Below are 24,162 nucleotides of genomic sequence, written 5' to 3'. Positions count from 1 at the left end.
GAAGCGGCAGCCGCGAAGGAGGAGAAGCAGTCTATGGGCGTGAAGGAGACAGCAATGGATGCGGAAGCGAAGGAAGCGCTGCTCGAGAAGGACCGCAAATATTTATGGCATCATATATCTCCCCATAATGAGAATCCGATGGTTATCGTATCGGGAGAAGGAAGCTGGATTACCGATATCGACGGAAACCGTTATTTGGACGGAATGTCCGGGTTATGGTGCGTGAACGTAGGGCATGGGCGTGCGGAGATCGCCGATGCGGCTGCCGAACAAATGAAGAAAATAGCATACTCTACACTCATTCAATCCCATGTTCCCGCCATTGAGCTTGCTGCCAAGCTTAATGAGTGGCTGGAAGGAGAATACCGGATTTTTTTCTCCAACTCAGGCTCGGATGCCAACGAGGTAGCGTTCAAAATTGGCCGTCAATATCATCACCAGCGAGGGAAACCCGCCAAGCATAAGTTTATCTCTCGACATCGGGCGTATCATGGCAATTCAATGGGCGCGCTTGGGGCGACCGGGCAAGCGCAGCGCAAGCTGAAGTACGAGCCGCTCGGCGTCGGCTTTTCCCATGTGCCGCCACCTTATTGCTATCGCTGTCCCTTTGGCCAAACCAAGGGTTCCTGCGAGACGCAGTGTGCGCAAGCCTATGAAGATGCCATTGTTTGGGAAGGAGCGGATTCCGTGGCCGGCATTATCGTTGAGCCGGTCATTACTGGAGGCGGGATGATCGTGCCGCCCGACGATTATTTGGCTAAACTGCGTAAGATTTGCGATAAGCATGATGTGCTGCTCATTGTGGATGAGGTAATTTGCGGATTTGGACGCTCGGGAGAGCGGTTCGGACATCAGAACTATGGGGTACGGCCTGATATGGTAACAATGGCAAAAGGACTGACCAGCGCGTATTCCCCGTTATCGGCTACGGCTGTATCGGCTGAAATGTATGAGAGCTTCAAAGATAGCGGCCCGGACAGCCATTTCAGGCATGTAAATACGTTTGGCGGCAACCCTGTCTCCTGCGCGGTGGCATTAAAGAACATTGAAATATTGGAGCGGGAAAATTTAGTCAGCCGCTCTGCGCATATAGGAAAAGAGTTGCTGCGCCGAATAAAGACACTAAAGGCGCATCCGCATGTCGGTGAAATTCGTTTTTTTGGATCGGCAATCGGCATTGAACTGGTGGAAGATAAGCATACGAAGGAGCCAGCCTCTGCTGCGAGAATGGCGGAAATCCTAGCGGGCTGCAAGCAAAAGGGACTTCTGATCGGCAAAAATGGCGACACAGTACCGGGCTTTATGAATATTTTGACGCTTAGCCCGCCCTTATCGACGACGGATGATGAGATTGTATTTATCGCCGATACGCTGCTTCAGGTTTTTGGAGGCTGATAGCGGAGAGGAGGAGGACAAATGAAGTTGAACGGGGATGCGGGAATTGATTCCCAAAGGCTGCATGGTCGTATTTTTGAATTAGCGCAAATCGGTAAAATTGCGGATACGGGCGTATGCCGCTTGGCTTTATCGAAGGAAGACCGGGCAGGCGTAGAGCTGGTTAGGGGCTGGATGTCAGAGGCAGGCATGAAAGCGCGGATCGATCCGTTCGGCAATTTGATCGGGGTGCTGGAAGGGGAGGATAAGGCCGCTCCCGTGCTGATGCTTGGATCGCATATTGATTCGCAGCCCTATGGCGGCCGATATGACGGTGTTATTGGTGTACTAGGCGCAATCGAAGCAGTTCAATCGATGGTCGAATCGGGCTTTCGGCCATCGAGGAATATCGAGGTAGTCGCTTTCTGCGATGAAGAAGGCTGCCGGTTCAATAAGGGGTTGTTCGGCGTCCGGGGCATGACGGGGAAGCTTGAAGAGGGCGAGCTGGAACGGACGGATAGGAATGGCGTTTCGCGCAGAGAAGCGTTGATTTCCTTCGGATGCGATCCTGCCTTATTCGCTGATTATGCGTTTGAGGAAGGGAGAATCGGCGCTTTCCTAGAGCTGCATATTGAGCAGGGCCCCGTGCTGGAGGCGCTCGGTGAGCCGATCGGAATCGTGAGCGGCATATCCGGCCCTGTTTGGTGGACAGTTGAAATGACCGGATTCGCAGGGCATGCAGGATCAGTGCCGATGGCGATGCGCCAGGACGCGCTGGTAGGGAGTGCAAAGGTCATAGTGGGATTGAACGCATTAGCGAGCAAGGAACCCGGAGCACCAACGGTCGGGACAGTCGGCTCATTGACTGTGTTTCCTGATTCAAGGAACATCATCCCGGAGAAGGTGAGCTTTACGGTTGATTTTCGCGACATGGATCTGGCGCGCAGAAACGAGTTAGAGAAACAGCTTCTCTCCCTTATCGAAGTGACATGCTTGGAGCATGGCTTGACCTATTCAATTCGCGAGGATACCAAAAGCGATCCGCGCTACTGCGCGCCGGAGCTGAGAGCACTCATGCAGGAGCAGGCCGCAGAGATGGGGCTCGATCCACCGGAGCTGATGAGCGGTCCTTTCCATGATTCTTTAACGATGTCGTATGTATGCGATTACGGCATGATTTTCGTTCGCTGCAAGGAAGGGATCAGCCACAATCCAAAAGAGTATTCATCGCCGGAGGATATCGAGCTGGGCGTGGAGCTACTCTACCGGACGGCCCTTAAATTAACGGAATAGGAGAGGAGGATGGGAGATGAGCGTCGTAAGGGTTGGATTAATTCAAGCGTCGAATGATTTGCATGGGGATGAACCGGTTGATGCCCATAAGCGGTCGGCAATCGAGAAGCATATCGGGCTCGTCCGCGAAGCCGCAGCCAAGGGGGCTCAAATCATCTCCCTGCAGGAAATATTTTATGGGCCTTACTTTTGCTCGGAGCAGCAGACGAAATGGTATGCCGCGGCAGAGGAAATACCGAACGGGCCTACAACGAGGCTGTTTCAGGAGCTGGCGGGAGAGCTTGGCGTCGTTATCATTCTTCCTATTTATGAGCGGGAGGGGATCGCTACCTACTATAATACGGCTGCCGTTATCGATGCAGACGGTACTTATCTCGGCAAATACCGCAAGCATCATATCCCGCAAGTAGCGGCTGGCGGCGGCACCTGCGGCTTTTGGGAGAAGTATTATTTTAAGCCGGGCAATCTGGGTTACCCGGTCTTCGATACGGCCTTCGCAAAGGTTGGTGTATATATTTGCTATGACCGTCACTTTCCGGAAGGAGCACGGGCGCTCGGGTTAAATGGTGCCGAAATCGTCTTTAACCCATCGGCTACGGTCGCAGGCACTTCGGAGTATTTGTGGAAGCTCGAGCAGCCGGCGCATGCGGTGGCCAACGGTTATTATGTTGCTGCCATCAACCGGGTGGGTATGGAGGCCCCTTGGAATATGGGCGAATTTTACGGCCAATCGTATTTGGTTGATCCGCGAGGGACCATTGTGGCTATCGGCAGCAGGGACCGAGACGAGGTCATTATCGGTGAAATGAATAAAGAGCTCATTCGCGAGGTTAGGGACGTATGGCAATTTTATCGAGATCGCAGACCGGAAACCTATAATGAAATCGTAAGTTTATAAGGAGGAACGGGCATGGGCATGACGGTTAATGCGGCGTTTATTCCAGTCGATGCGCTGAGGCGGAACTTCGCCGAGGTGAAGGCGGGAATGCGCCCAAAGGAAGCGATTGAGGAATCTAATCGCTGTTTGTATTGCTATGATGCACCTTGTATCAAGGCGTGCCCGACAGGCATTAATATCCCTTCCTTCATAAAAAAAATTGCTTCCGGCAATATGAAAGGATCGGCGCGCGCCATTATGGACGCAAATCCCGTTGGCGCTACCTGCGCGCGGGTTTGTCCGACGGAGGAGCTATGCGAGGGAGCATGCGTACTTAACCATTCCTCTAAGCCGATCATGATCGGGGAGCTTCAGCGCTATGCGACGGATTGGGCTATTAAGAATGAGCAGAATTTGTTCACAGCCGGTCAAAGCAACGGCAAGTCTGCAGCGATCATCGGCGGCGGTCCCGCAGGGCTGTCGGCAGCGCGCGAGCTTGCGCGATTCGGCTTTGCGGTCACGATCTACGAAGCAAAGGAGCAGGCAGGCGGCTTGGACACGTTTGGCATCGTATCGTTCCGGTTACCTCAGCGCATTTCGCTCTGGGAGGTCGAACAGGTGCAGAAACTGGGCGTTGAGATTCGGACGAGCACGAAGGTCGGCATCGATGTCGGTGTTGATGATTTATTAGAGCAGTATGACGTTATTGTTCTTGCAATCGGCATGTCCAAGGTGCCTAACCTCGGCATAGAGGGTGAGCAATTAACTGGCGTATATGACGCGATTGATTTTGTAGAAGCGACCAAAACCGAAATTAAATCAGATTTTATCGGCAAAAGGGTCGCGGTAATCGGAGCGGGAAATACGGCGGTTGATGCAGCAACCTGTTCAGTCAGATTGGGAGCGTCCAACGTGAAGATGGTTTACCGGCGGACAAAAGAAGAAATGACCGCATACGATTTCGAATTCGAGTTCGCCAAGCAGGACGGCGTGGAGTTTGAGTGGCTGAGCGCTCCAAGCCGGATTATCGGGGATGCGGATGGAAACGTTAAGGCGCTCGAATGCCAAGTGATGAAGCTTGAAGCAGATGAAGCGGGAGGAAGAGCAAAGCCCGTTCCGGTAGAAGGCTCCACTTATCTGCTGGAGGTGGAAGCCGTCATTAAGGCCATTGGGCAGACGCGGCATTTGCCGCTGATCGAACAGCTTGGCTTGGATCATAAGCGGGGGATCGTGACAGTCAATAAGGAAACGTATCAAACCTCTAATCCTCGTGTATATGCAGCTGGAGACGTGGTTTTTGGCGAGGGGCAAGGCGAAGCCATGGTCGTATCTGCGGCACAGCAAGGGAAGCTGGCGGCATTATCTATTTACAAAACAATCGGAGCGAGGAGGGAAATGTATGGCTGATCTCAGAATCCAATTGGCGGGCATTTCTTCACCCAATCCGTTTTGGCTCGCTTCGGCGCCGCCAACGAATACAGGTTACCAGGTACAGCGCGCATTTGAAGCGGGCTGGGGCGGTGCGGTGTGGAAAACGCTGGGCGATCCCATTATTAATACCTCCTCTCGGTTTGCGGCCGTACATTTTAACGGCCAGCGTGTGGCGGGCTTCAATAACATTGAGCTGATTACGGATCGACCGCTGGAGGTTAACCTGAAGGAAATATACGAAACAAAAAAGAGGTTTCCTGGGCATGCGGTTGTCGTATCGTTGATGGTAGAACCGAAGCGCGAGAAATGGCATGAAATCGTAAAAAGAGTCGAGGATATCGGCGTAGACGGGCTGGAGCTGAACTTCGGCTGCCCGCATGGCATGGCGGAGCGGGGAATGGGCGCCGCTTCCGGTCAGCAGCCGGATTTGGTTGAAATGCAGACGATGTGGGTCAAAGAGGTTGCTAAAACGCCGGTTATCGTTAAGCTCACGCCCAACATTACAGACATTACGGCGACTGCCAAAGCGGCCGTCCGGGGCGGAGCGGATGCGATTTCGCTGATCAATACGATAAACTCGCTGGCTGGGGTAGACATCGATACGTGGAACACGATTCCGCATGTAGGCGGCAAGGGAGCGCATGGCGGCTATTGCGGCCCGGCTGTTAAACCGATCGCGCTGAATATGGTAGCGGAATGCGCTCGAAACCCGTTAGTCAGCGTTCCGATATCCGGAATCGGAGGTATTTCGAACTGGCGGGACGCGGTCGAGTTTTTGCTTATGGGCTCGACAGGCGTACAGGTGTGTACAGCAGCGATGCATCACGGCTTCAGCATCGTGGAGGATATGATCGACGGTCTCAACAATTACTTGGACGATAAGGGTCTCAAATCGGTGAATGAGCTGATAGGCAAATCGGTAGCGCGTTATTCAGATTGGGGTGATCTTGACCTGAATTATGCGGTCGTCGCCAGAATCGAGCAGGATACCTGCATCGTATGCAATAAATGCCATATTGCTTGCGAGGATACTTCGCATCAGTGTATCGAGCGGCATACGGACGAAAACGGCGCTGCGTATCTCAAGGTGCGCGAGGAGGATTGCGTTGGCTGCAACCTGTGTTCGATCGTTTGTCCAGTGGAAGGGGCGATTTCTATGATTGAAATCCCGGCGACCGAAATGCCTCTGAGCTGGAATCAGCGGCAAGCGGCTATTGCTGCAGTAGGGAAAGGGAAGGATTCAGACGGCAGCGATAAAAAGGAGGCGGTGTAGGTGACTACGAAGCTCATTAAGAATGGGACGATTGTTACGGCATCGGATACGTATACGGCCGATCTGCTGATCAAGAACGGCATGATCGCTCAGATCGGCAAGGCTATTGAAACGGAAGCAGATGAAATAATTGATGCGTCTGGCAAATTTGTGTTTCCAGGCGGTGTTGACCCGCATACCCATCTCGAAATGCCCTTTGGCGGAACGGTGACGGCCGATGATTTTGCAACCGGAACAACCGCCGCAGCCTTCGGAGGCACGACAACCATCGTCGATTTCTGCTTAACGACCAAAGGAAAACCGCTCAGTGAATCGATTGCCGCCTGGCATAAGAAAGCCGATGGAAAAGCAGTGATCGATTATGGCTTTCATCTGATGATCGGGGAAATAAATGACGAGGTGCTGGCTGAGCTTCCTTCCATTGTCAAGGAAGAAGGCATTACCTCATTAAAGGTATTCATGGCCTATAAAAACGTATTTCAAGCCGATGACGGCACATTATTCCGGACGATGCTGGCTGCAAAGGAGCTCGGCGCGATGGTGATGGTACACGCCGAGAATGGCGACGTCATTGATTTTCTCATCCAGAAGGCGCTTGAGGAAGGCCATACGGATCCGATTTATCATGCGCTTACGAGACCGTCAGTCCTTGAAGGGGAAGCTACGGGACGGGCGGCAAAGCTGGCGGCGCTTGCCGGTGCAAGGTTGTATGTCGTTCACGTGACATGCGCGGAAGCCGTGCAGCAGATCGCAGAAGCGCGCATGCAGGGCGTAGATGTCTGGGGAGAAACCTGTCCGCAATATTTGGTGCTCGATCAGTCGTTCTTGGAGAAGCCGGACTTTGAAGGGGCGAAGTACGTATGGTCGCCTCCGCTTCGCGAGAGCTTCCATCAGGAGGTGCTATGGAACGCGCTGAAGAGCGGCCAGCTGCAAACGCTGGGATCGGATCATTGCTCCTTTAATTTTGACGGGCAGAAGGATTTGGGCCTCGGCGATTTCAGTAAAATCCCGAATGGCGGGCCTGTGATTGAGGACCGCTTCTCGCTGCTGTACTCGGAAGGCGTAAATAAAGGGCGTATTACGCTTAACCAATTTGTTGATATCGCAGCAACGCGCAGCGCGAAGCTGTTCGGCCTTTTCCCGCAGAAGGGGACGATCGCAATCGGCAGCGATGCGGATATCGTTATCTTTGATCCTTTAGCGCAGCGGACGCTGTCGGCTGCATCGCATCATATGAACGTGGACTACAATCCGTTTGAAGGGATGACAGTTACCGGTTTGCCGGTAAGCGTGCTCTCGCGCGGCGAGTTCGTGGTGCGGGACCGTCAATTCGTCGGCTCACAAGGAGCAGGGAACTACTTAAAAAGGGCGCCTTACACGCCGCTGAATTCGGCGGCGCCCGCAGAAATAGTTGATCCAGTAGAGAGGGGAAAGCAGTGACTCAGGAGGAGGGGTAGCCATGTCCGCTTATGAGCAATATGCCGAAGAGAAAGGCAAGATTGATTCCTATATGAAGCAGCAGTATGTCATTACTGGTGTGCGCGAGGGCTTAAGCGGCGATTGGCTGGAGCTAAAGCATCCCGGAGGAGATGAAGCATCTCTGCTCATTGAAACGGCGGATGCCCGCAAATATTTTGTCAACCTGCTGCTCAAACAGTCCCTCCCGCCTTAATGGATGGGCCCATGCATATATTGGTAAGCGCAAAGCGCAAGCTCGATGGTTAATCTTTTTTCGGGCTCCATAAAATTATCGCCAAGCAGCGCAGCGAGCTTATCCAGCCTGTGATAGAGAGTCTGCCTTGCGATGAACAGTGCTTTGGCTGTTTCCTGCTTGGAACCTGAGCACTGCAAATAGATGTTTAAAGTGAGCAGCAGCTGTCCGCCCTTTTCCAGRTCGCTGGCGACTACCGGGCCGATATATTCCTCCATTAAAGCCGGGAGGGCATCTGCTTTTTTAAGCGTATAAATAATTTTATGAAGATGCAAATCATGATAGAAAGGGGAGGGTAGCGGACCAATATCCTTTTGAATCGCGATCGTTTCTTTGGCTGTCTCGTAGCTCTCCTGCACATTCGTTAATTGCGAGATATAACTGCCGATGCCGATATGCGAGGAGAAAAAGGCAGGCTCTAGATGCTGCTCGGTCTTTTGCAGACGGCCGATGGCGCGCAGCAGCCGTTCCTGAAATTGAACGGCGCCAAGCTGGTCGAGCACGATGAAAACAATGTGGTCATGGAGCACCAGAGGCAGGAGCAGGAAACCTTCCCCTTCAAAAATAGCGCGGGCAACCATGTTTTTCTGAATGATGAGGGTATCGTCATCTTTGCCGGTTATTGCTTTGGACGCATCGCCAATGTCGAATAGGCACACCGTTACGCCTGTCAGCTTGGCAGAGGGTTTGATGGAGCGGATATAGTCCCGGATATCATTGGCGGAATGCTTGCCGCCCAGCCAATCTATCGACCATAGATCCTCCTTATGGCGGCGCCGCTCCTCCATATATTTGGTCCGCATCATTTCCTGGGCAATGGCTGTTGCAGCGCGGTCTAAGGCTAGTATTTGAAATTCGCTAAGCTCAAGCTTACCTTGCAGCAGCAAATCGGCAAACAAATGGTCGAGAGCCAAAATCGGGCGATGGGCGATCATTCGCTTCTGCTGGGGTTCCGCAAACATTTTGCCGTAAATCCACTGTTCATAGAAGCTGTCAGCCTTGGCTCTTGGCATATGCGGGATAAAATGGGCTTCGGCGCCTAATGGGAAGAAGGCGACTTGAGCGCCAGTCGTTTGATGAAGCAGACGCAGGAGAGACATCAAGCCTTTACCGGAGAGGAGCAGCTGGTTGAGCTCCGTTGACAGCGACTCCAGCTCGGAAACCATGCGATGATGCTGATGAATGAAGTGGGCATGCAGATCCTGCGTAATATCGATGTAGCGGACTTCTTCGTGGAAAAAAATAAGAGGAAAGCTCTCGCTCAGCGCCAGCTCTTTCATTTTGTCAAAGGGCTGCTTGGCGTACAGCCCTAGCTCAATGCATAGGCCAGAGGCTCCGCTGTCGATCAGCTGCCGAAGGAAAGACAGGCTTAGCTCTTCGTCATCATGCCAGCCTATGCCGGTGCTCAGAATGAGCTCATGGCCGTTTAATAAATGTCCAACTTGGGTTACTTCCATGATATGTACCCATTTTACGGTTCTGTTCAACGCTTCTTCGCTGGCGATGGCCTCCGCGTTCTGAAATAGGGGACGCTCCAAAATCTCTCTAACCGTTAGCTGCAGCACCGTCTTTACCATAGGCAGTCACCGTCCAAACTGGATTTGTAACGCTTTTTACTGATTATACAAGATGTCCAAAACAATATGTGGAAAATTTACGCAGTCAGGAGCTGAGTGGATGGCCATCGATCCGAGTGCAGGGCAGGAAACGCAGAAATTGCGTAATTTCATCAATGGCGTATGGGTGGAATCGACGAGTAAACAACTAGACAAAGTGTTAAATCCGGCGACTGGCGCAGTGCTTGCTTATGTACCACTATCGGCTGAGGCTGATGTCGAAGCGGCCGTGCTTGCCGCCGGGCATGCCTTTCCGGCATGGAGCAAAACCCCCGTTCCACGCAGGGCAAGGGTGTTGTTCCGTTACTGGCAGCTGCTTCAGGAGCATGCAGAGGAGCTCGCTGAGATCATTACGTCAGAGAATGGAAAAAGCTACAAGGAAGCCTACGGCGAAGTGCAGCGGGGCATCGAGAACGTGGAGTTTGCGGCAGGAGCTCCCACGCATATGATGGGCGCGACGCTGGCTAATATCGCAACCGATCTGGATTCGGAGCTTTTCCGTGTTCCGCTCGGCGTTACTGGCGGCATCACGCCGTTTAACTTCCCAATGATGGTGCCCTGCTGGATGTTCCCGCTTGCCATTGCACTGGGTAATACCTTCGTGCTAAAGCCGTCGGAGAGAACGCCGCTCACAGCGAATAAGCTTGCGCAGCTGCTGCAGGAGGCAGGATTGCCGGACGGTGTCCTAAATGTGGTTCATGGCGCTCATGCCGTCGTGGATTCCTTGACGAGCAGCCAGGGCGTTAAAGCGATATCCTTCGTTGGCTCGCAGCCTGTCGCCAAGTATGTGTATGAGCGTGCTTCATCGTACGGCAAAAGGGTCCAAGCGCTCGCAGGGGCCAAAAACATCCATATTGTCATGCCCGATGCACAAGTGGAGAAAACCGTCGAGAATATCATTGCCTCCTCCTTCGGGAGCGCTGGCGAGCGCTGCATGGCCTGCTCAGCGGTCGTTACGGTTGGTGATTCCAGTGAATTTATGATGGCGCTCCAAGCTGCGGCAGGAGCGTTGGTCCTCGGCTCAGGCATGCGGGACGAGGTTACGCTGACGCCGGTCATCCGCGAGGAGCATCGCGCACGGGTAGAGAAGTACATTGAGCGGGGATCGGCTGAGGGCGCTGAGCTGCTGCTTGACGGCAGATTGGCAGCTGAGCGCAGCGGAGACGGTTATTTTCTTGGCCCGACCATCTTTGACCTTGTGAAACCGGATATGACGATTGCGAGGGAAGAAATTTTCGGACCCGTATTATCCGTCCTGCGTGCTGCCGACCTAGACGAGGCGCTTGCAATCGTCAACAGCTCCAGATTTGGAAATTCGGCGGTTATTTATACCGAGAACGCAAAGGCGGTGCGCCAGTTCCGTGAGGAAGCTGAAGCCGGGATGCTTGGCGTTAACGTAGGCGTACCCGCGCCAATGGCTTTTTTTCCTTTTTCGGGTTGGAAGGATTCGTTCTACGGAGATTTGCATGCGAACGGCAAGGACGGGGTGGAGTTTTATACGAAGAAAAAAATGATTACGTCCAGATACTTCTAATGGATTGGGGAGGCGAGCTGCGATGGAGATCGGAATTCCCAAAGAGTTGAAAAGCCAAGAAAACCGTATCGCCATTACGCCGGGCGGCGTTTATGAATTATCGCGACATGGACATGTTGTGTTTATTGAGAGCGGAGCAGGGGGCGGATCAGGCATTGCTGATGAGCAGTTCATAGCGGCGGGAGCGGTTGTCGTGCCTTATCCAGAAGATGCTTGGAATAAGCAGCTGGTGCTGAAGGTGAAGGAGCCGCTGCTGGAGGAATACCGCTATTTTCACGAAAATATGCTTTTGTTTACGTATTTGCATCTAGCAGCCGAGCCCGAGCTGACAGAGGCGCTAATTCGCCATAAGGTGACGGCTATCGCTTATGAAACGGTGCAGCTTGCCGGCGGACAGCTGCCTCTCTTGACGCCGATGAGCGATATTGCTGGACGTATGGCTGCGCAGATCGGGGCGCAGTTTTTGGAGAAGACATATGGAGGCCGGGGCATTTTGCTAGGCGGAGTGCCGGGGGTACGGAAAGGACGGGTGTCGATTATCGGGGGCGGCGTTGTCGGGACAGGGGCTGCGCAAATTGCGGCAGGCTTAGGCGCCGATGTGACGATTATGGATACCGATGCCAATCGCCTTCGTTATTTAGACGAACGATTCGGGGGAAGAGTCCACACGCTTGCATCGACCTCGAATCAAGTGGTAGAAACGGTGCAACAATCCGATTTGGTTATTGGTGCAGTGCTCATTCCGGGCGCGCGAGCGCCTAAACTTGTAAATGAATCGACGGTTCGCGCAATGTGCAGCGGTTCGGTAGTTATCGATGTAGCTATTGATCAAGGCGGCATATTCGAAACGATTGATCGTATTACAACGCATGCTTCGCCGACTTACGAGAAGTTCGGCGTCCTTCATTACGCCGTAGCCAATATGCCGGGAGCCGTGCCGCAAACAGCGACAGCAGCCTTGACGAATGCAACGATCCCGTATGTTCTCGCTCTTGCCAATGCTGGCTTGAAGAAAGCGCTGCTTAGTAATGCTGCATTAAGCAAAGGAGTCAATACGATAGCAGGTCATGTTACCTGCGAGGCGGTAGCCGCCTCGCATGGGCTGAGCTGCGCGGAGCTGAGTGAATGTTTGCAGGCGATATCGGGTTAGTTTCAAAAAAACAGCGACCTTCCTTGCTGTGAGAGCTGCAGCGATGAAGGTCGCTGTTTTTTTGCTGTAGACCTACTGCGCTCCAACCTGCAGGTGCATGCGCTATACTATGCGATGTGCTTAGACCAATGGTAATATAAAAGGATAGAATAATAGCATGCTTCGACTAGATTTCGATGTGCGAGGAAAGGGTGTATGGAACGAATGAAGTTATTTCATACGGCGGACTGGCATTTGGGCAAGCTCGTGCAAGGCGTATATATGACAGAGGACCAGCGCTACGTGCTGGAGCAGCTGCTGCAGGCAATCGAATCAGAGAGGCCTGACGCTGTTATTATTGCAGGCGATCTCTATGACCGGGCCGTGCCGCCAACGGAGGCTGTTGAGCTGCTGGACGAGCTGCTGAGTCGTATTGTCATTGATTTGAAAACGCCGGTGCTTGCCATTTCCGGTAACCATGATAGTCCGGACCGTATCAATTTCGGCACAAAGATGATGGAGAATAGAGGTTTGTATCTGGCTGGACAGCTGCGCGGGGATATGGAACCGGTCGTTCTTCGCGACGAGTTTGGCGAGGTGCATTTTCATTTAGTGCCCTATGCCGACCCTGCCCTGGTGCGCTATGAGTTAAACGACGATTCGATAAAATCACACGATGACGCCATGCGGGTGATAACGCATAAAATTAAAGCGTCGATGGTCCCCGCAGCACGTCATGTGCTCATCGGGCATGCTTTTGTGACGGCAACTGGCGAGCCGGAGCTAAATACGAGCGATTCCGAAAGGCCGTTGTCCGTTGGCGGAGCCGAGCATGTGAGCGCAGCTTATTTTGAGCGTTTTCATTATACAGCGCTCGGTCATTTGCATCAGGCGCATTTCGTTCGGGACAATACGATAAGGTATTCGGGCTCACCGCTTAAGTATTCAATCTCAGAGGAAAACCACATAAAGGGTTATTTGGTGATCGAGCTCGATGAAACCGGCACAGCTGCGATCGAGAAACGTGAGCTGAAGCCGCTTCGGAATATGCGCCGTATCGCTGCGTCGATAGAGGAAATAGAGAAGCACGAGGTTAATGAGGATTATGTATTCGTTACGCTGCTTAATGATAATCCGGTCTTGTTTCCCATGGAAAAAGTAAGGGCGGTCTATCCGAATGCGCTCCATGTTGAGCGCCGCACAGCGCTTGCGGGCGCCGCATCCGCAGACGGATCGGCAGCAGATCCAAGCAGCGCAGCAAGAAGGCGGGAAGCCGATCCGGTTGAGCTGTTTGCCGCCTTTTATCAAGAGGTCAAGGGACAGCCGCTTTCCGAAACGAAAAAACAGCTGTTCGCGCATACGTACGCAGAGCTGCTGCGTGAGGAGGGTGGCGCAATATGAGGCCGATTAAGCTAACAATGACGGCGTTTGGCTCTTATCGGGATTCGGAAACGATTGATTTCAGCTTACTGGAGCACCGGCGCTTATTCGTTATCTCCGGCAACACGGGAGCGGGCAAAACATCGATTTTCGATGCGATATGTTTCGCGTTTTATGGGGCTGCTAGCGGTGAGGACAGAGCTGATTCTCGAATGCTTCGCAGCCATTTTGCGGCGGAAGACACGCATACCTCCGTCCATTTCGAGTTTGCGGTTGGCCGCAGAAGCTTTATGGTGATTAGACAAATGCCTCACCGAAAGGGCGGGAACAAAAGCGAAACCGGAGGCAAAGCCGAGCTCTACGAGATGACCAGCGGCGAAGCGATACCCGCAGTCGACCGTTTTATCGTTTCAGACGTAAACGCGAAGCTTGAACAAATCATCGGCTTGACTAAGGAGCAGTTCAGCCAAATCGTGATGCTGCCGCAGGGTGAATTCCGCAAGCTGCTCACTTCGGATACCGATAATAAAGAAGAAATATTGCGACGCATTTTTCGAACGGAGCTTTATGAACGGCTGGAGGGCCGTTTTCAACAAATGCATCGCGGACTGCAGGACCAGCTAAAGGAAGCAAAGGCGACGGAAAATGCCTATCTGAAGCAAGTGCAGGAGGCGCTGCCGGAGCGGGAGGGCAGTCCGCTGTCGATTACCCTCAAACAAGAGGTTTACAGCGCCGCGCAAGTGACAGAGGCCTTGGAGCAGGAATTTGTATTTTATAATCAGCTTGCAGCTGAAGCGGGAGACCAGAAAGCAGCGATCGCGGTTCAGCTCGATGCGCAGGAGATGAAGCTCCGATTAGCCGCGGCGCTTAATAGCAAGCATGAGGAGCATGACCGAAAGAAGGCTCAGCTCGAGCAGTTGGATGTTCAGAAGCTGGATTATGCAGATAAGGAACAGCGTCTCGAGCTTGCGGAGAAGGCTGCTGCTTTGACTCCATACAAGGAGCAAGCTGAGCGGACGATGGTGGATAAGGCCGCAAAGGAAAATCAGTTGGCTGCCAGACGCGCCGAGCTTGAAGCTGCTGAGCGTGAGCATGTACTGTCTGCTGAACGGTATACTGCAGAGGAGCAGCGCGGAGAGGAGCGCCGTGAAGCTGAGCGGGAGCTGACCAGATTGCTGGAGCTTGTGCCTGCGGTAAGGACGCTTGCAGGTCAGCAGCAGGCTATTGATAAGCTTGTGCAGGAGGAACGGAGATGCACCGTTAAGCAGGAAGCTTTAGAGGCCGAGCTCATGCAGCTCCGCGAAGCACGGCAAGCCTCGTATGCTCAAATCAAAGAAACGGAGCTTGAAACGGCTGAACTGGCCGAGAAGCTGGACAAGCTTCGCCTCGTGGAGCAGCAAGGGAAGCAGTTGAAGCGTTTAGTCGACGTAGAGAAGGAAATGACGCGCATCGGACAGCTTGAGAAGGAATTCGCGCAATTGTTTACCAAAGCAAAGGAAGAGCATGACCGGCTTGAGTCTTCTTGGATTGAAGGGCAGGCATCGCTGCTTGCCGCTCATTTGCATGATGGTAAGCCTTGTCCGGTATGCGGCAGCGAAGAACATAAGGTTAAGGCGAATACCCTTGCTGAAGTTCCTTCCAGGGAGCGTCTCCAAGAGGCAAAGGCGCAGCTTACCGCGGTAGAGCGCGAATGGCTGGAAGCGCGCGCGCAGGCGGCAGCTGCAAGAGCCACAAGGGAGGAAGGGGCAAAAGAGCTGGCTGAGTTCGGATTGCAGGCCGTGAAGCTGGAAGAGCAGCGATCTCAGCTGCTGCTGCAATGGCGAGTATTAAAGGATGAGACCGATAAGCTGATCTTGAAAGCGAAGCAGCTGCCGGAGTTAAAGCAGCTCTTTGAGCGCCAGGAGCAGCTTTTGGAGAAATATATGCTATCAAAAGACCAGCTTCAGCAAGAGAGGCAGCGTCTTATGATTGAAAGAACCTCACAGCAGTCAGCGCTGCAGCAGGAGCTGGTTCGTATACCTGAGGCGATTCGAACGCCGGAGAGCCTAAAAGCCAAGCTGAATGAGCGGCAAGCCGTCTCGGATCGAATGACAGCAGCTTGGGTCTCTGTGCAGGAGGAGCTTCAACGGAAGACTACGAAGCTTGCTGAGCAAAGAGCTTACGCAGATCAAGCAGAGCGCCAGTTGAAGGAAGCGGAGAACCATAAACAGCTTGCTGAGCAGAGGCTGCTGGAAGAGCTTTTGAAAGCGGGCTTTAGTACGGTTCGGCATTATGAGGATGCTGTTATGGGCGAGATCGAAAGAGAGCGCCTAAGGAAAGATATTGCGTCTTATCGAACGATGCTTTCAGCACTGATGCAGCAATTGACTGATCTCCAAATGGAGCTGGCTGGCAAACCGCGAGTGGTGCTTGTTCAGCTCCAAGAGGAGCTCTCGGCGCTCAAACAGCAGCAGGAGCAAGTAATGGCTGCGGCACAGACAGCGGTGCGAACCGCTCAAGTCGCTCAGCGCCTAGCGGCATCAATAGGACGGGCCAATGGACAAGTGAAAATGTTTGAAGCTAAGCTTGAGGAGGTTATGGATGTATTCCATATGCTGAAGGGCGATAATGCACTCAAAATTTCGTTCGAGCGGTATATCCTCATTGAGTTTTTAGAGCAAATTCTATTCGCTGCCAATGCCCGTCTGCATGATCTATCAAACGGTCAGTTTTCTTTGCAAAGAAGCGATCGTCTAGAAAATCGGGGCAAACAAAGCGGTTTGGGCTTAGATGTCTACGATGCTTACACAGGGCAAAACCGTGATGTAAAAACGTTATCCGGCGGCGAGAAATTTAATGCATCACTTTGCTTGGCGCTAGGCATGACTGACGTCATACAGTCCCATATGGGCGGCGTAACGATTGAAATGATGTTTATTGATGAAGGCTTCGGTTCTCTGGATGAGGAGTCGCTGCAAAAGGCGATTACTGCGCTTGTGGATCTGCAGAAGGCAGGAAGAATGATCGGAGTCATATCGCATGTGCAGGAACTGAAGGACGCATTCCCAGCCTGCCTTGAGGTCAACAAGACGAAAGAAGGCTTCAGCCGCACGAAAATGATAGTGAGGTAAAATATCAGAGCATAAAAATAGTCTGCTTCAAGCGCCTGAAAGCGGCAGAAGCAGACTTTATGAATAAGGATTTATAATGTTGCAACGTTTGCTGCAATGGCACTGATGCCGGCAAAAAACAAGCTGATCGCACCGACGATAACCAAAACATTAAGTACGATGCCGATCACGCCGAATAGTCTGCGGCGCTTGCTGGAGCAAGCAGCAACGATGGATAGAATAAGGGCAATAAACGCGATGAAGCCTGCCCCAAAGATACATGCGATGGCTACTACAAAAGAAGCGAGCACGGTTTCTCCGAGTGCTTCGATCGATGCTTGAAATGCCGCGGTATCCTCTGGATCAGCTAAGGTGAGATTGGAATCCGCAATTTGATCAGCGAAGCTGCTGCCTGAAACGAATGCAATAATTAGCAACACGACCGAAACCAAACCAATGATGAAAGCAGCAATGCCAAGCCCAGATTGCTTCTTTGGACCGTTATTGAGCGTAGGTTCGTTTGAAAAAATCGGCTTCGTTCCGTAAGGTTCGTTCTGGGAAGGCTGGTTGGCAAAGTTATTTGATTCATTTTCCATATTTATCGTCTCCTTTACTAATTACGGTAAAATTATACACAAATTTGAAAGGGTTGAAAACTACATGTTTCCAAAATATTTTGCAATAGGCGCAATAAACGCTGCAATAGCGATCGCTCTGGGTGCTTTCGGCGCACATGGATTAGAACAGAAATTGACTGAGCATTACCTTGATATCTTCGAAACGGGCGTTAGATATCATATGTATAACGCCCTCGGATTAATGCTCATTGCTCTATTTGCCAAGCAGATTGAAGCAGGCAAGCTGGCATTAAACGGCGGAAGGCTTATCCTAACGGGCATGATCATTTTCAGCGGAAGCCTGTATGTCCTTGCGGTTAGCGGCTTTAGCAAGCTAGGCATGATTACGCCTATAGGCGGCGTAGCTATCCTTGCGGGCTGGACATGCGTAATAATTGCAGCGTATAAAAAAATGAAGATTACAAAATGACATTAAAAGGAATGAAGTCATAAATATCTGTTATGCAATGAAAAAATAATAAGGTTTAGTAAATATTTCTATACCAGAAGGCATACATCGTTTATAATAAAGCGAACACTCACTTGACTCGAAATAGGGGAAGGACGTTTGTGCGTGACGAAACGGATGGATGGTTTTCCTGAAAAAACAAAGCAGCTCAAACAAACGTTTAACGGATCATTGATGATTAGCAGCCTTCTGGCAGCACTCGCGCTGGTTTGGATCACCGTATCCTTTTTGCTTATTTCCAATACGATGTATAAATGGACGGCTGCAGCCATTGCGGCGTCGTTATTCGTAACCGCAGTAATTGTTTATATAAAACGAAGTGAGACGTTCAACCTCCAAAACTACCATACTGCTATTGTTGAAACCTTACTTCGCTCTGACGCAGTACCCCTGGCGGTCCTGGATAAAAGCGGAATGGTAATCGAGATGAACGAAGCTTCGAGCCGCACGCTCGGCTATCACCGAACGGAGCTTATTGGCGAGCCGATATTAAGAATCGTCGATCCTGGAAGCCGGCCATTGCTGAATGAAACGTTCGAGCAGGCGCTGATAGGCGAAACGAAGCAGATCAATATTAATATTACCCATGGTTCCGGTTTTCCGTTAGAGCTCCAAGTCGTTTGCTCACCGATGCTGCAAGAGGATGAAGTTATCGGCACCGTAATCATTAGCCAGGATTTAAGCGATCGCAAACGGAACGTAGAACGGATTCGCTACATGGCTTATTACGATGACATGACCGGCTTGCCCAATCGCACATTGTTTCAAATGAAGCTGACCGAAACGCTTGCTAGAGCTAAGGAAGAGGAGCGGGTTGTAGGCATCTGTTATTTGGATTTGGATCGCTTTAAGCTTGTCAATGCATCCTTCGGACGCGAATTCGGCGACATTCTTCTGATGCAGGTCGCTGAGAGGCTGAACCGTGATTTTTCGGACAATGATTTTGCAGCCCGAATGGAAGGCGATGAATTCGCCTTATTATATTGCAACCTGCAATCGGAGAAGCATTTGCTCGAATTGTCGAGGCAGCTTCTTAAATCAATCGAAGAACCTTATGAATTAAGCGGCTTTCCGCTACATATTACTGCAAGTATCGGTTTGGTTACCAACCGTGATGAGAATGACGATAGTTACGCGCTAATTAAGAAAGCCGATATGGCACTCGTAAAGGTAAAGGAAAGCGGGAAAAATGATTGCATGCTGTATTCGGACAGCTGGAGCAACTCGTCGCTTGAACGGCTTACCCTTCAGCATGAAATGTACCGCGCCATACAGCGAAGCGAGTTTATCCTGCATTATCAGCCCCAATATGACTTAGTATCAGGGACAATGGTTGGTGTTGAAGCTCTTGTGCGGTGGAATCACCCCCAAAAAGGCATGATCCCGCCAGGAAACTTTATCCCATTAGCAGAAGAAAGCGGTATGATCGTGCAAATCGGCGATTGGGTACTCGAAGAGGCATGCCGTCAAAACAAAGCATGGCAAGATGCGGGGCTGCCCTTAATACCCGTTTCCGTGAACTTATCGATTAGACAATTCGTTCAAAATGATTTGGCAAGCAAGGTATCCGCCGTGCTGGAGAAGACGGGCCTCGATGCTAAATACCTCGATCTAGAGATTACAGAGTCCATGACAATGGATGTCAGCCATGTATCCAGATGCTTATTAGACTTAACGGATTTAGGCGTCAATATTAGCGTCGATGATTTCGGTACCGGCTATAGCTCATTTCATTATTTGAAAAATTTCCCGATTGATCGCTTGAAAATCGACCGTTCCTTCGTACGGGATATTCAGCAGGATCCGAGTGATGCAGAAATCGTTGCGGCTATTATTGCGATGGCCCACAACCTTAATATCCAAGTTATAGCAGAGGGCGTTGAAACAGAAGAACAGATGGCTTTTTTACGAAAGCACAAATGCGATGAAATGCAAGGTTACTTCTGGAGTCCGCCTGTATCAAGTGAAAATATTGAACAGATGCTCACACCGGGTTATGCATAAAAAAACCGTTCATTGACTGTCAAACAGTCAATTGAACGGTTTTTTATGCATTTTGACGCTTCATCAATAGGAGAAGTCTTCAATTTCATTTAACCGGAACGTATATACTTGCTTCTCGTCGACATGGTAGACCGTAATGATATTATCCGTTTCATCCAAATTAATGATTCTGCATGGGATGCTGAGCTTTATGCCGAGCCCTTTGTTTACGATTAACCGAATGAGAGTGTTGTTCTTCATGATCGTTTTTATTTTATCGAAATAGCTTAATGCTTCCAATGATTCGGATTCAGCTGCAGGCTTGTCTACCGGTTTGACATTTCCCTTATCGTTTTTTTCGTCGGCTCGCGTACTTTTCTGATTCGGAATGATAACGTTTTCAGTCTGAACCGATGGTATGGGTATCTCTCGAAYGGTCTGTGCATTCGTTCTACGCTGATCGATTTGTTCACCCAACTGGATGCCGGATAAGATGCGAAAATCAATGAAGCCTGAACGATTTAGCGAATGAAGCAATTGTTCCAAAGCTGCAGCATTATTTTTCCCTTCAACAAGCACCTCGATGTTAAAAACAAAGGAAGATTGGTCTTGGGCTGAGCGATGTTTTTCCATAGTACCTCCGAACTGAGTGATGTAGTACTAATATACCACTAAATTAAGCTTTCATGTAGGGATATAAATAAGCAATTATCCAACACTGCCAAAATATTTTGTGCATATAATGATGTTGCAGTGCATTGCCTATTATTATGTGAAACGAAGGGGGTGGATCCCGTATGATGCGGATGGTTCCTTTCATACTTGAGAATGGAGAAACCGTTCTTGGCGTTGAAGTGAAGCTGCCCAAAACTACTTTGCTCGCGATTATGACTGATAAAGGATATATTATGTGCGGAGCGCTAGATGTTTCTCTGCTGAACGAGCGTCTCAAGGACCGGGAAATATTGGCCGGCCGCGCTGTCGGCGTACGGACGTTGGAGGAGCTTATGGCAGCTCCTTTGGAGTCTGTCACAACGTCTGCAGAGTCAATAGGCGTCGTTGTAGGCATGAAGGGTTCGGAAGCGCTCCAATTGATGCTTTAACGGAAAGGAAAAGAGCCCTAACCTCTGTGCAGGCAAACAAGAGCTTGCACATCAGATTAGGGCTTCTTTTAATTAATAAGGATTATAAGCTTTTACTTATAAATCTGCTTATTTATTATCCGCGAAACGGATGCTTCTGCTGCTAATAGACGGAAACGCCATTTACGCTTGCCATCTGTTGTTTACTCAAACAGCTTGCGCAGGTTGACATCGTAAGGTGCTTGCACGATGCCTTTCTCCGTAATAATGGCTGTAACATATTCATTTGGCGTAACATCAAAAGCTGGATTATACACTTTAATGCCTTGCGGCGCTGTACGTTTGCCAAAGCCTTCTGTGATTTCTTCGGCATTACGCTCTTCAATCGGTATTTCTGAACCCGTTGGCGTGTTTAAATCGATGGTAGAAAGCGGGCTCGCTACATAAAAAGGGATGCCATGCGCTTTAGCCAAGACAGCTACGCTGTACGTGCCGATTTTGTTAGCGACATCGCCATTAGCCGCAACACGGTCCGTACCGACGATGACTGCGTCGACCCAGCCTTTGGCCATGATCATGCCAGCCATGTTATCGCAAATTAGCGTTACGTCTACGCCTGCCTGTTGTAGTTCGAAAGCAGTAAGGCGAGCTCCTTGTAGGACTGGCCGCGTCTCATCGGCATATACGCGAAGCGTAATGCCTCGTTCTAAAGCCAAATAGAAGGGAGCGAGTGCCGTACCGTATTTCGCAGTCGCCAAACCGCCGGCGTTACAATGGGTGAGAACACCCATATCGTCCTTGAACAGCGACAACGCATGCTCCCCGATCAATCGATTCGTTTCTTCGTCCTCGCTTTGGATCGCGATCGCTTCTGTAAGCAAAGCGGCTTTGCTTGCTTCCAGAGACATGCCCTGTTCAACGAAAGAAGCAGCAGCGGCTTTCATGCGGTCAAGCGCCCAAAACAAGTTAACAGCAGTTGGTCTGGAAGTAGCGAGATACTCTGCTTGTTTGACCACTTTGGCAAGCCAAGCTTCGGATGACTGCTCATCCCGACTGCCGAGCACAACCCCGTAAGCTGCGGATATTCCGATTGCCGGTGCTCCTCTTACCTTTAGATGGCGAATGGCTTCCCATACATCCTCTGCTGTCAATAAAGGCAAATATACGATCTCCTCGGGCAGCAGCCTCTGATCAAGCAGGTCAAGTCTGTCCTGGGTCCAAATCACAGATTGCAAACCAGCGTAATTCTTTGTCATGATGTCAATTCCTTTCTGTGTCTATCAATTATTTGCTTGGGATAAGGCCGCATCGATTACTTCCTCAATGGACTGCGCCTTGCGGTTGTTCCGTATAAGTGTTGTTCCGATAGCAAGAGCTAAGCGCTGTGCTTTCTCTTTCGCGGCAGCATCCGGAATACGATCAATATCAACAACATGTGACAAGCCGACGATGCGGCGCACCATTTTGCAGCCGGCAAACCCAACGGCATCCTGAAGCAAGCGGTCCATGTAGTAGTCTTGAAATGCCGGCGTAGAAGAAGCAAGGCGATCCAGTCCATGTTCATTCCAAAGCGCACGGAATTTTTGGTCAAACAAGTTCCATACATCGCGTACGGTAGTGGTTAGATATTGACGGAAATCGTTTCTCTTGTCCGCATCTGCGATCCAATGCTCTTGACCGGCGAAATTTAGAAGAAGATTCGCGATAACGGCACCAATGTCAAAACCGATCGGTCCGTAATAAGCAAACTCGGGATCGATGACTTTTGTCGATTCCGGCGTTACGAATACACTACCCGTATGAAGGTCCCCGTGAAGCAATGCTTGAGCATTTGTTAAAAATTTATCACGAAGAATAGCGACTTCCAGATGGAGCTCTTGATCCTGCCATAGCGCTTCCGCTGCATCACGAATGGCCGGGTCAAAGCTGTTGTTAGGTGAATCGGTATACGGATCGTCAAAAATAAGATCTTCTGTTATTTTGCACAGCTCGGGATTAATAAAAGCTTTTACTTGAAGCTTCTTTTCCTRCTGGTTCATTCCTAGATCGGAAGTGAAAAACAACGTACGAGCCATAAAGGTTGAAATATCATCCGCGAACTTTGGATACCGTGTTCCACCGATTAAACCTTGACGCATAATGATGTGATCGCTTAGATCCTCCATAATGGTCAGATACAGCTCTGGATCATACTTATATACGCTTGGGACAAGTCCTGGAGCAAGTGTTCCTTCCAAAATAAGCTTCTCGCTCTCGATCCGTGCACGGTCAAGCGTCAACGGCCAAGACTCGCCTACAACTTTAGCATAAGGCAGGGCTTGTTTCATAATGAGGCTTTTTCCGCTGGCAGAGTCCGTGATATGAAACACCAGGTTTAAATTGCCGTCGCCAATCTCGCGGCTCGTAAGCGCTGCTCCTTGCGGAAAAAAACCGTCAAGGGAAAGGGCTATTTGAATGGCTTCTTGTTCTGTTAATGGATGATATGCAGACATGGCTGTCCACCTCCGGTTATAGTAGTCGGGCAGCAATGCCCAGTATTCATCTCAACATAGTATAATGTATATTATTTCGCCTTGGAATACCTTCGTTTGATATAATGTTATCAAATAGAGACAAGTTTATTGACGAGTAGGATGGAGGAAGCTTAATGACTACACAAAATGTGCTGCAAAACATCGCTTTGAAAGAATGGGCCGTCAGCGTTAAAGCACTCGCAGAGGGAAAGCAAATTATCGTCATGCGCAAGGGCGGAATCATTGAAGAAACACGGGATTTTCAACTGGTGAGCCCAAGCTTTTACTTAATGCCCGCTTTTGAGCATCAGAAAAAGCATCTTTTGAAGGATGAATTCACGGATGATTTGGACGAAACGCTGGCAGGCTGGTCTTTGGACATGGATACGGTTAAGCTTGAAGCTTATGCCGAGGTTGCCATGGATATCGAAATAACGGACCAGCAGACGCTTGATCGCCTGCGTGATTTACATATATGGACAGATACATTTGCGGAGGAAAGATTGCGCTGGAAGAAAACCAAACCTCTGCATGTTTTGGTGCTCCGCGTATACCGATTAGAGAAGCCTTTCGAATTACCCATGGTTCCCGCTTATAACGGATGTAAATCTTGGGTAAGACTGGAAGAGGAAATCGGATTATCGGTAAGGATTCCCGTATTGGATGACGAAGCGTTTCAGACTGAAGTGGAAAAGATTAAACAGGCATTAGCCTAATAAGCGAGATAGCATGCAAGGTCTACGGTTGATTGAGAATGAACGATAAACTTTTTCGGTTTTCTTGGAAAATAT

General features: G+C 50.5%; 20 protein-coding genes. 15 read left to right on the top strand and 5 right to left on the bottom strand.

Annotation, left to right across the window (positions count from 1 at the left end; translation table 11 throughout):
- Positions 1 to 54 precede the first annotated feature (54 nt).
- Genes AC1DLI_RS22320 through AC1DLI_RS22290 form a run of 7 tightly spaced genes read left to right on the top strand, consistent with a single transcriptional unit; the run spans position 55 to position 7,920 of the window.
- The gene (locus tag AC1DLI_RS22320) at positions 55 to 1,395 is read left to right on the top strand and encodes an aminotransferase (RefSeq protein WP_477606588.1); all 1,341 of its coding nucleotides are present in this window, start codon (positions 55 to 57) and stop codon (positions 1,393 to 1,395) included.
- A 21-nt stretch (positions 1,396 to 1,416) separates the two neighbouring features.
- Positions 1,417 to 2,667 carry a M20 family metallo-hydrolase gene (locus tag AC1DLI_RS22315; RefSeq protein ID WP_477606549.1) on the top strand — a complete coding sequence of 417 codons (1,251 nt, stop codon included), beginning with the start codon at positions 1,417 to 1,419 and terminating at the stop codon, positions 2,665 to 2,667.
- 16 nt (positions 2,668 to 2,683) lie between these two features.
- Positions 2,684 to 3,565 carry a nitrilase-related carbon-nitrogen hydrolase gene (locus AC1DLI_RS22310; protein ID WP_477606547.1) on the top strand — a complete coding sequence of 294 codons (882 nt, stop codon included), beginning with the start codon at positions 2,684 to 2,686 and terminating at the stop codon, positions 3,563 to 3,565.
- 12 nt (positions 3,566 to 3,577) lie between these two features.
- Entirely contained in the window at positions 3,578 to 4,951 is a 1,374-nt protein-coding gene (locus tag AC1DLI_RS22305; protein ID WP_477606545.1) for an NAD(P)-dependent oxidoreductase, read from the top strand.
- Positions 4,944 to 6,248 (top strand): NAD-dependent dihydropyrimidine dehydrogenase subunit PreA, encoded by a 1,305-nt coding sequence (gene preA / locus AC1DLI_RS22300; protein WP_477606542.1) that lies wholly within the window; start codon positions 4,944 to 4,946, stop codon positions 6,246 to 6,248. Before AC1DLI_RS22305 ends, preA begins: the two co-directional genes overlap by 8 nt.
- Entirely contained in the window at positions 6,249 to 7,688 is a 1,440-nt protein-coding gene (gene hydA / locus AC1DLI_RS22295) for a dihydropyrimidinase (RefSeq protein WP_477606540.1), read from the top strand.
- 19 nt (positions 7,689 to 7,707) lie between these two features.
- Entirely contained in the window at positions 7,708 to 7,920 is a 213-nt protein-coding gene (locus tag AC1DLI_RS22290) for a hypothetical protein (RefSeq protein ID WP_308996868.1), read from the top strand.
- Here AC1DLI_RS22290 and AC1DLI_RS22285 read toward each other — a convergent pair.
- A complete protein-coding gene (locus AC1DLI_RS22285; RefSeq protein ID WP_477606538.1) occupies positions 7,917 to 9,536 on the bottom strand; it encodes a PucR family transcriptional regulator in 1,620 nt (539 codons plus the stop codon). The genes AC1DLI_RS22290 and AC1DLI_RS22285 overlap by 4 nt on opposite strands.
- 100 nt (positions 9,537 to 9,636) lie before the next feature.
- On the opposite strand from AC1DLI_RS22285, the gene AC1DLI_RS22280 reads away from it, so the two are divergent.
- From AC1DLI_RS22280 to AC1DLI_RS22265, 4 genes are all read left to right on the top strand, one after another.
- Positions 9,637 to 11,109 (top strand): CoA-acylating methylmalonate-semialdehyde dehydrogenase, encoded by a 1,473-nt coding sequence (locus AC1DLI_RS22280; RefSeq protein ID WP_477606536.1) that lies wholly within the window; start codon positions 9,637 to 9,639, stop codon positions 11,107 to 11,109.
- A gap of 22 nt (positions 11,110 to 11,131) precedes the next feature.
- Positions 11,132 to 12,259, top strand: coding sequence for an alanine dehydrogenase (ald, locus tag AC1DLI_RS22275; RefSeq protein WP_477606534.1), 1,128 nt, complete (start codon positions 11,132 to 11,134; stop codon positions 12,257 to 12,259).
- A 204-nt stretch (positions 12,260 to 12,463) separates the two neighbouring features.
- Positions 12,464 to 13,639, top strand: coding sequence for an exonuclease SbcCD subunit D (locus AC1DLI_RS22270; RefSeq protein WP_477606532.1), 1,176 nt, complete (start codon positions 12,464 to 12,466; stop codon positions 13,637 to 13,639).
- Positions 13,636 to 16,728, top strand: coding sequence for an AAA family ATPase (locus tag AC1DLI_RS22265; protein ID WP_477606530.1), 3,093 nt, complete (start codon positions 13,636 to 13,638; stop codon positions 16,726 to 16,728). Before AC1DLI_RS22270 ends, AC1DLI_RS22265 begins: the two co-directional genes overlap by 4 nt.
- A gap of 71 nt (positions 16,729 to 16,799) precedes the next feature.
- Here AC1DLI_RS22265 and AC1DLI_RS22260 read toward each other — a convergent pair whose 3' ends face one another.
- On the bottom strand, positions 16,800 to 17,303 hold the full coding sequence (locus tag AC1DLI_RS22260; protein ID WP_308996874.1) for a hypothetical protein: 504 nt from the start codon (positions 17,301 to 17,303) through the stop codon (positions 16,800 to 16,802).
- Positions 17,304 to 17,367: 64 nt separating this feature from the next.
- Here AC1DLI_RS22260 and AC1DLI_RS22255 point away from each other — a divergent pair, with 64 nt between their 5' ends.
- Positions 17,368 to 17,754, top strand: a complete 387-nt coding sequence (locus AC1DLI_RS22255) for a DUF423 domain-containing protein (RefSeq protein ID WP_477606527.1) — start codon at positions 17,368 to 17,370, stop codon at positions 17,752 to 17,754.
- Between the two features lie 144 nt (positions 17,755 to 17,898).
- The gene (locus AC1DLI_RS22250; RefSeq protein WP_477606525.1) at positions 17,899 to 19,797 is read left to right on the top strand and encodes a putative bifunctional diguanylate cyclase/phosphodiesterase; all 1,899 of its coding nucleotides are present in this window, start codon (positions 17,899 to 17,901) and stop codon (positions 19,795 to 19,797) included.
- 63 nt (positions 19,798 to 19,860) lie between these two features.
- Here the strand turns inward: AC1DLI_RS22250 and AC1DLI_RS22245 are convergent, their stop codons facing one another.
- The gene (locus AC1DLI_RS22245) at positions 19,861 to 20,409 is read right to left on the bottom strand and encodes a hypothetical protein (RefSeq protein WP_477606523.1); all 549 of its coding nucleotides are present in this window, start codon (positions 20,407 to 20,409) and stop codon (positions 19,861 to 19,863) included.
- A 164-nt stretch (positions 20,410 to 20,573) separates the two neighbouring features.
- Here AC1DLI_RS22245 and AC1DLI_RS22240 point away from each other — a divergent pair, with 164 nt between their 5' ends.
- Complete coding sequence (locus tag AC1DLI_RS22240; protein ID WP_308996878.1) at positions 20,574 to 20,879, top strand: YunC family protein; 306 nt, start codon at positions 20,574 to 20,576, stop codon at positions 20,877 to 20,879.
- Between the two features lie 182 nt (positions 20,880 to 21,061).
- Here the strand turns inward: AC1DLI_RS22240 and mtnA are convergent, their stop codons facing one another.
- Both mtnA and mtnK read right to left on the bottom strand, forming a co-directional pair.
- Positions 21,062 to 22,114, bottom strand: a complete 1,053-nt coding sequence (mtnA, locus tag AC1DLI_RS22235; protein WP_477606521.1) for an S-methyl-5-thioribose-1-phosphate isomerase — start codon at positions 22,112 to 22,114, stop codon at positions 21,062 to 21,064.
- A gap of 24 nt (positions 22,115 to 22,138) precedes the next feature.
- The gene (gene mtnK / locus AC1DLI_RS22230) at positions 22,139 to 23,350 is read right to left on the bottom strand and encodes an S-methyl-5-thioribose kinase (RefSeq protein ID WP_477606519.1); all 1,212 of its coding nucleotides are present in this window, start codon (positions 23,348 to 23,350) and stop codon (positions 22,139 to 22,141) included.
- Positions 23,351 to 23,505: 155 nt separating this feature from the next.
- Between mtnK and AC1DLI_RS22225 the strand changes: the two genes are divergently transcribed.
- The gene (locus tag AC1DLI_RS22225) at positions 23,506 to 24,087 is read left to right on the top strand and encodes a DUF1802 family protein (RefSeq protein WP_477606517.1); all 582 of its coding nucleotides are present in this window, start codon (positions 23,506 to 23,508) and stop codon (positions 24,085 to 24,087) included.
- Positions 24,088 to 24,162 lie beyond the last annotated feature (75 nt).

The sequence above is a fragment of the Paenibacillus sp. 01T443 genome, from assembly GCF_056398325.1.
The sequence above is the reverse complement of the archived record's forward strand: the minus strand, read 5'-3'. Positions and strand labels throughout refer to the sequence as shown.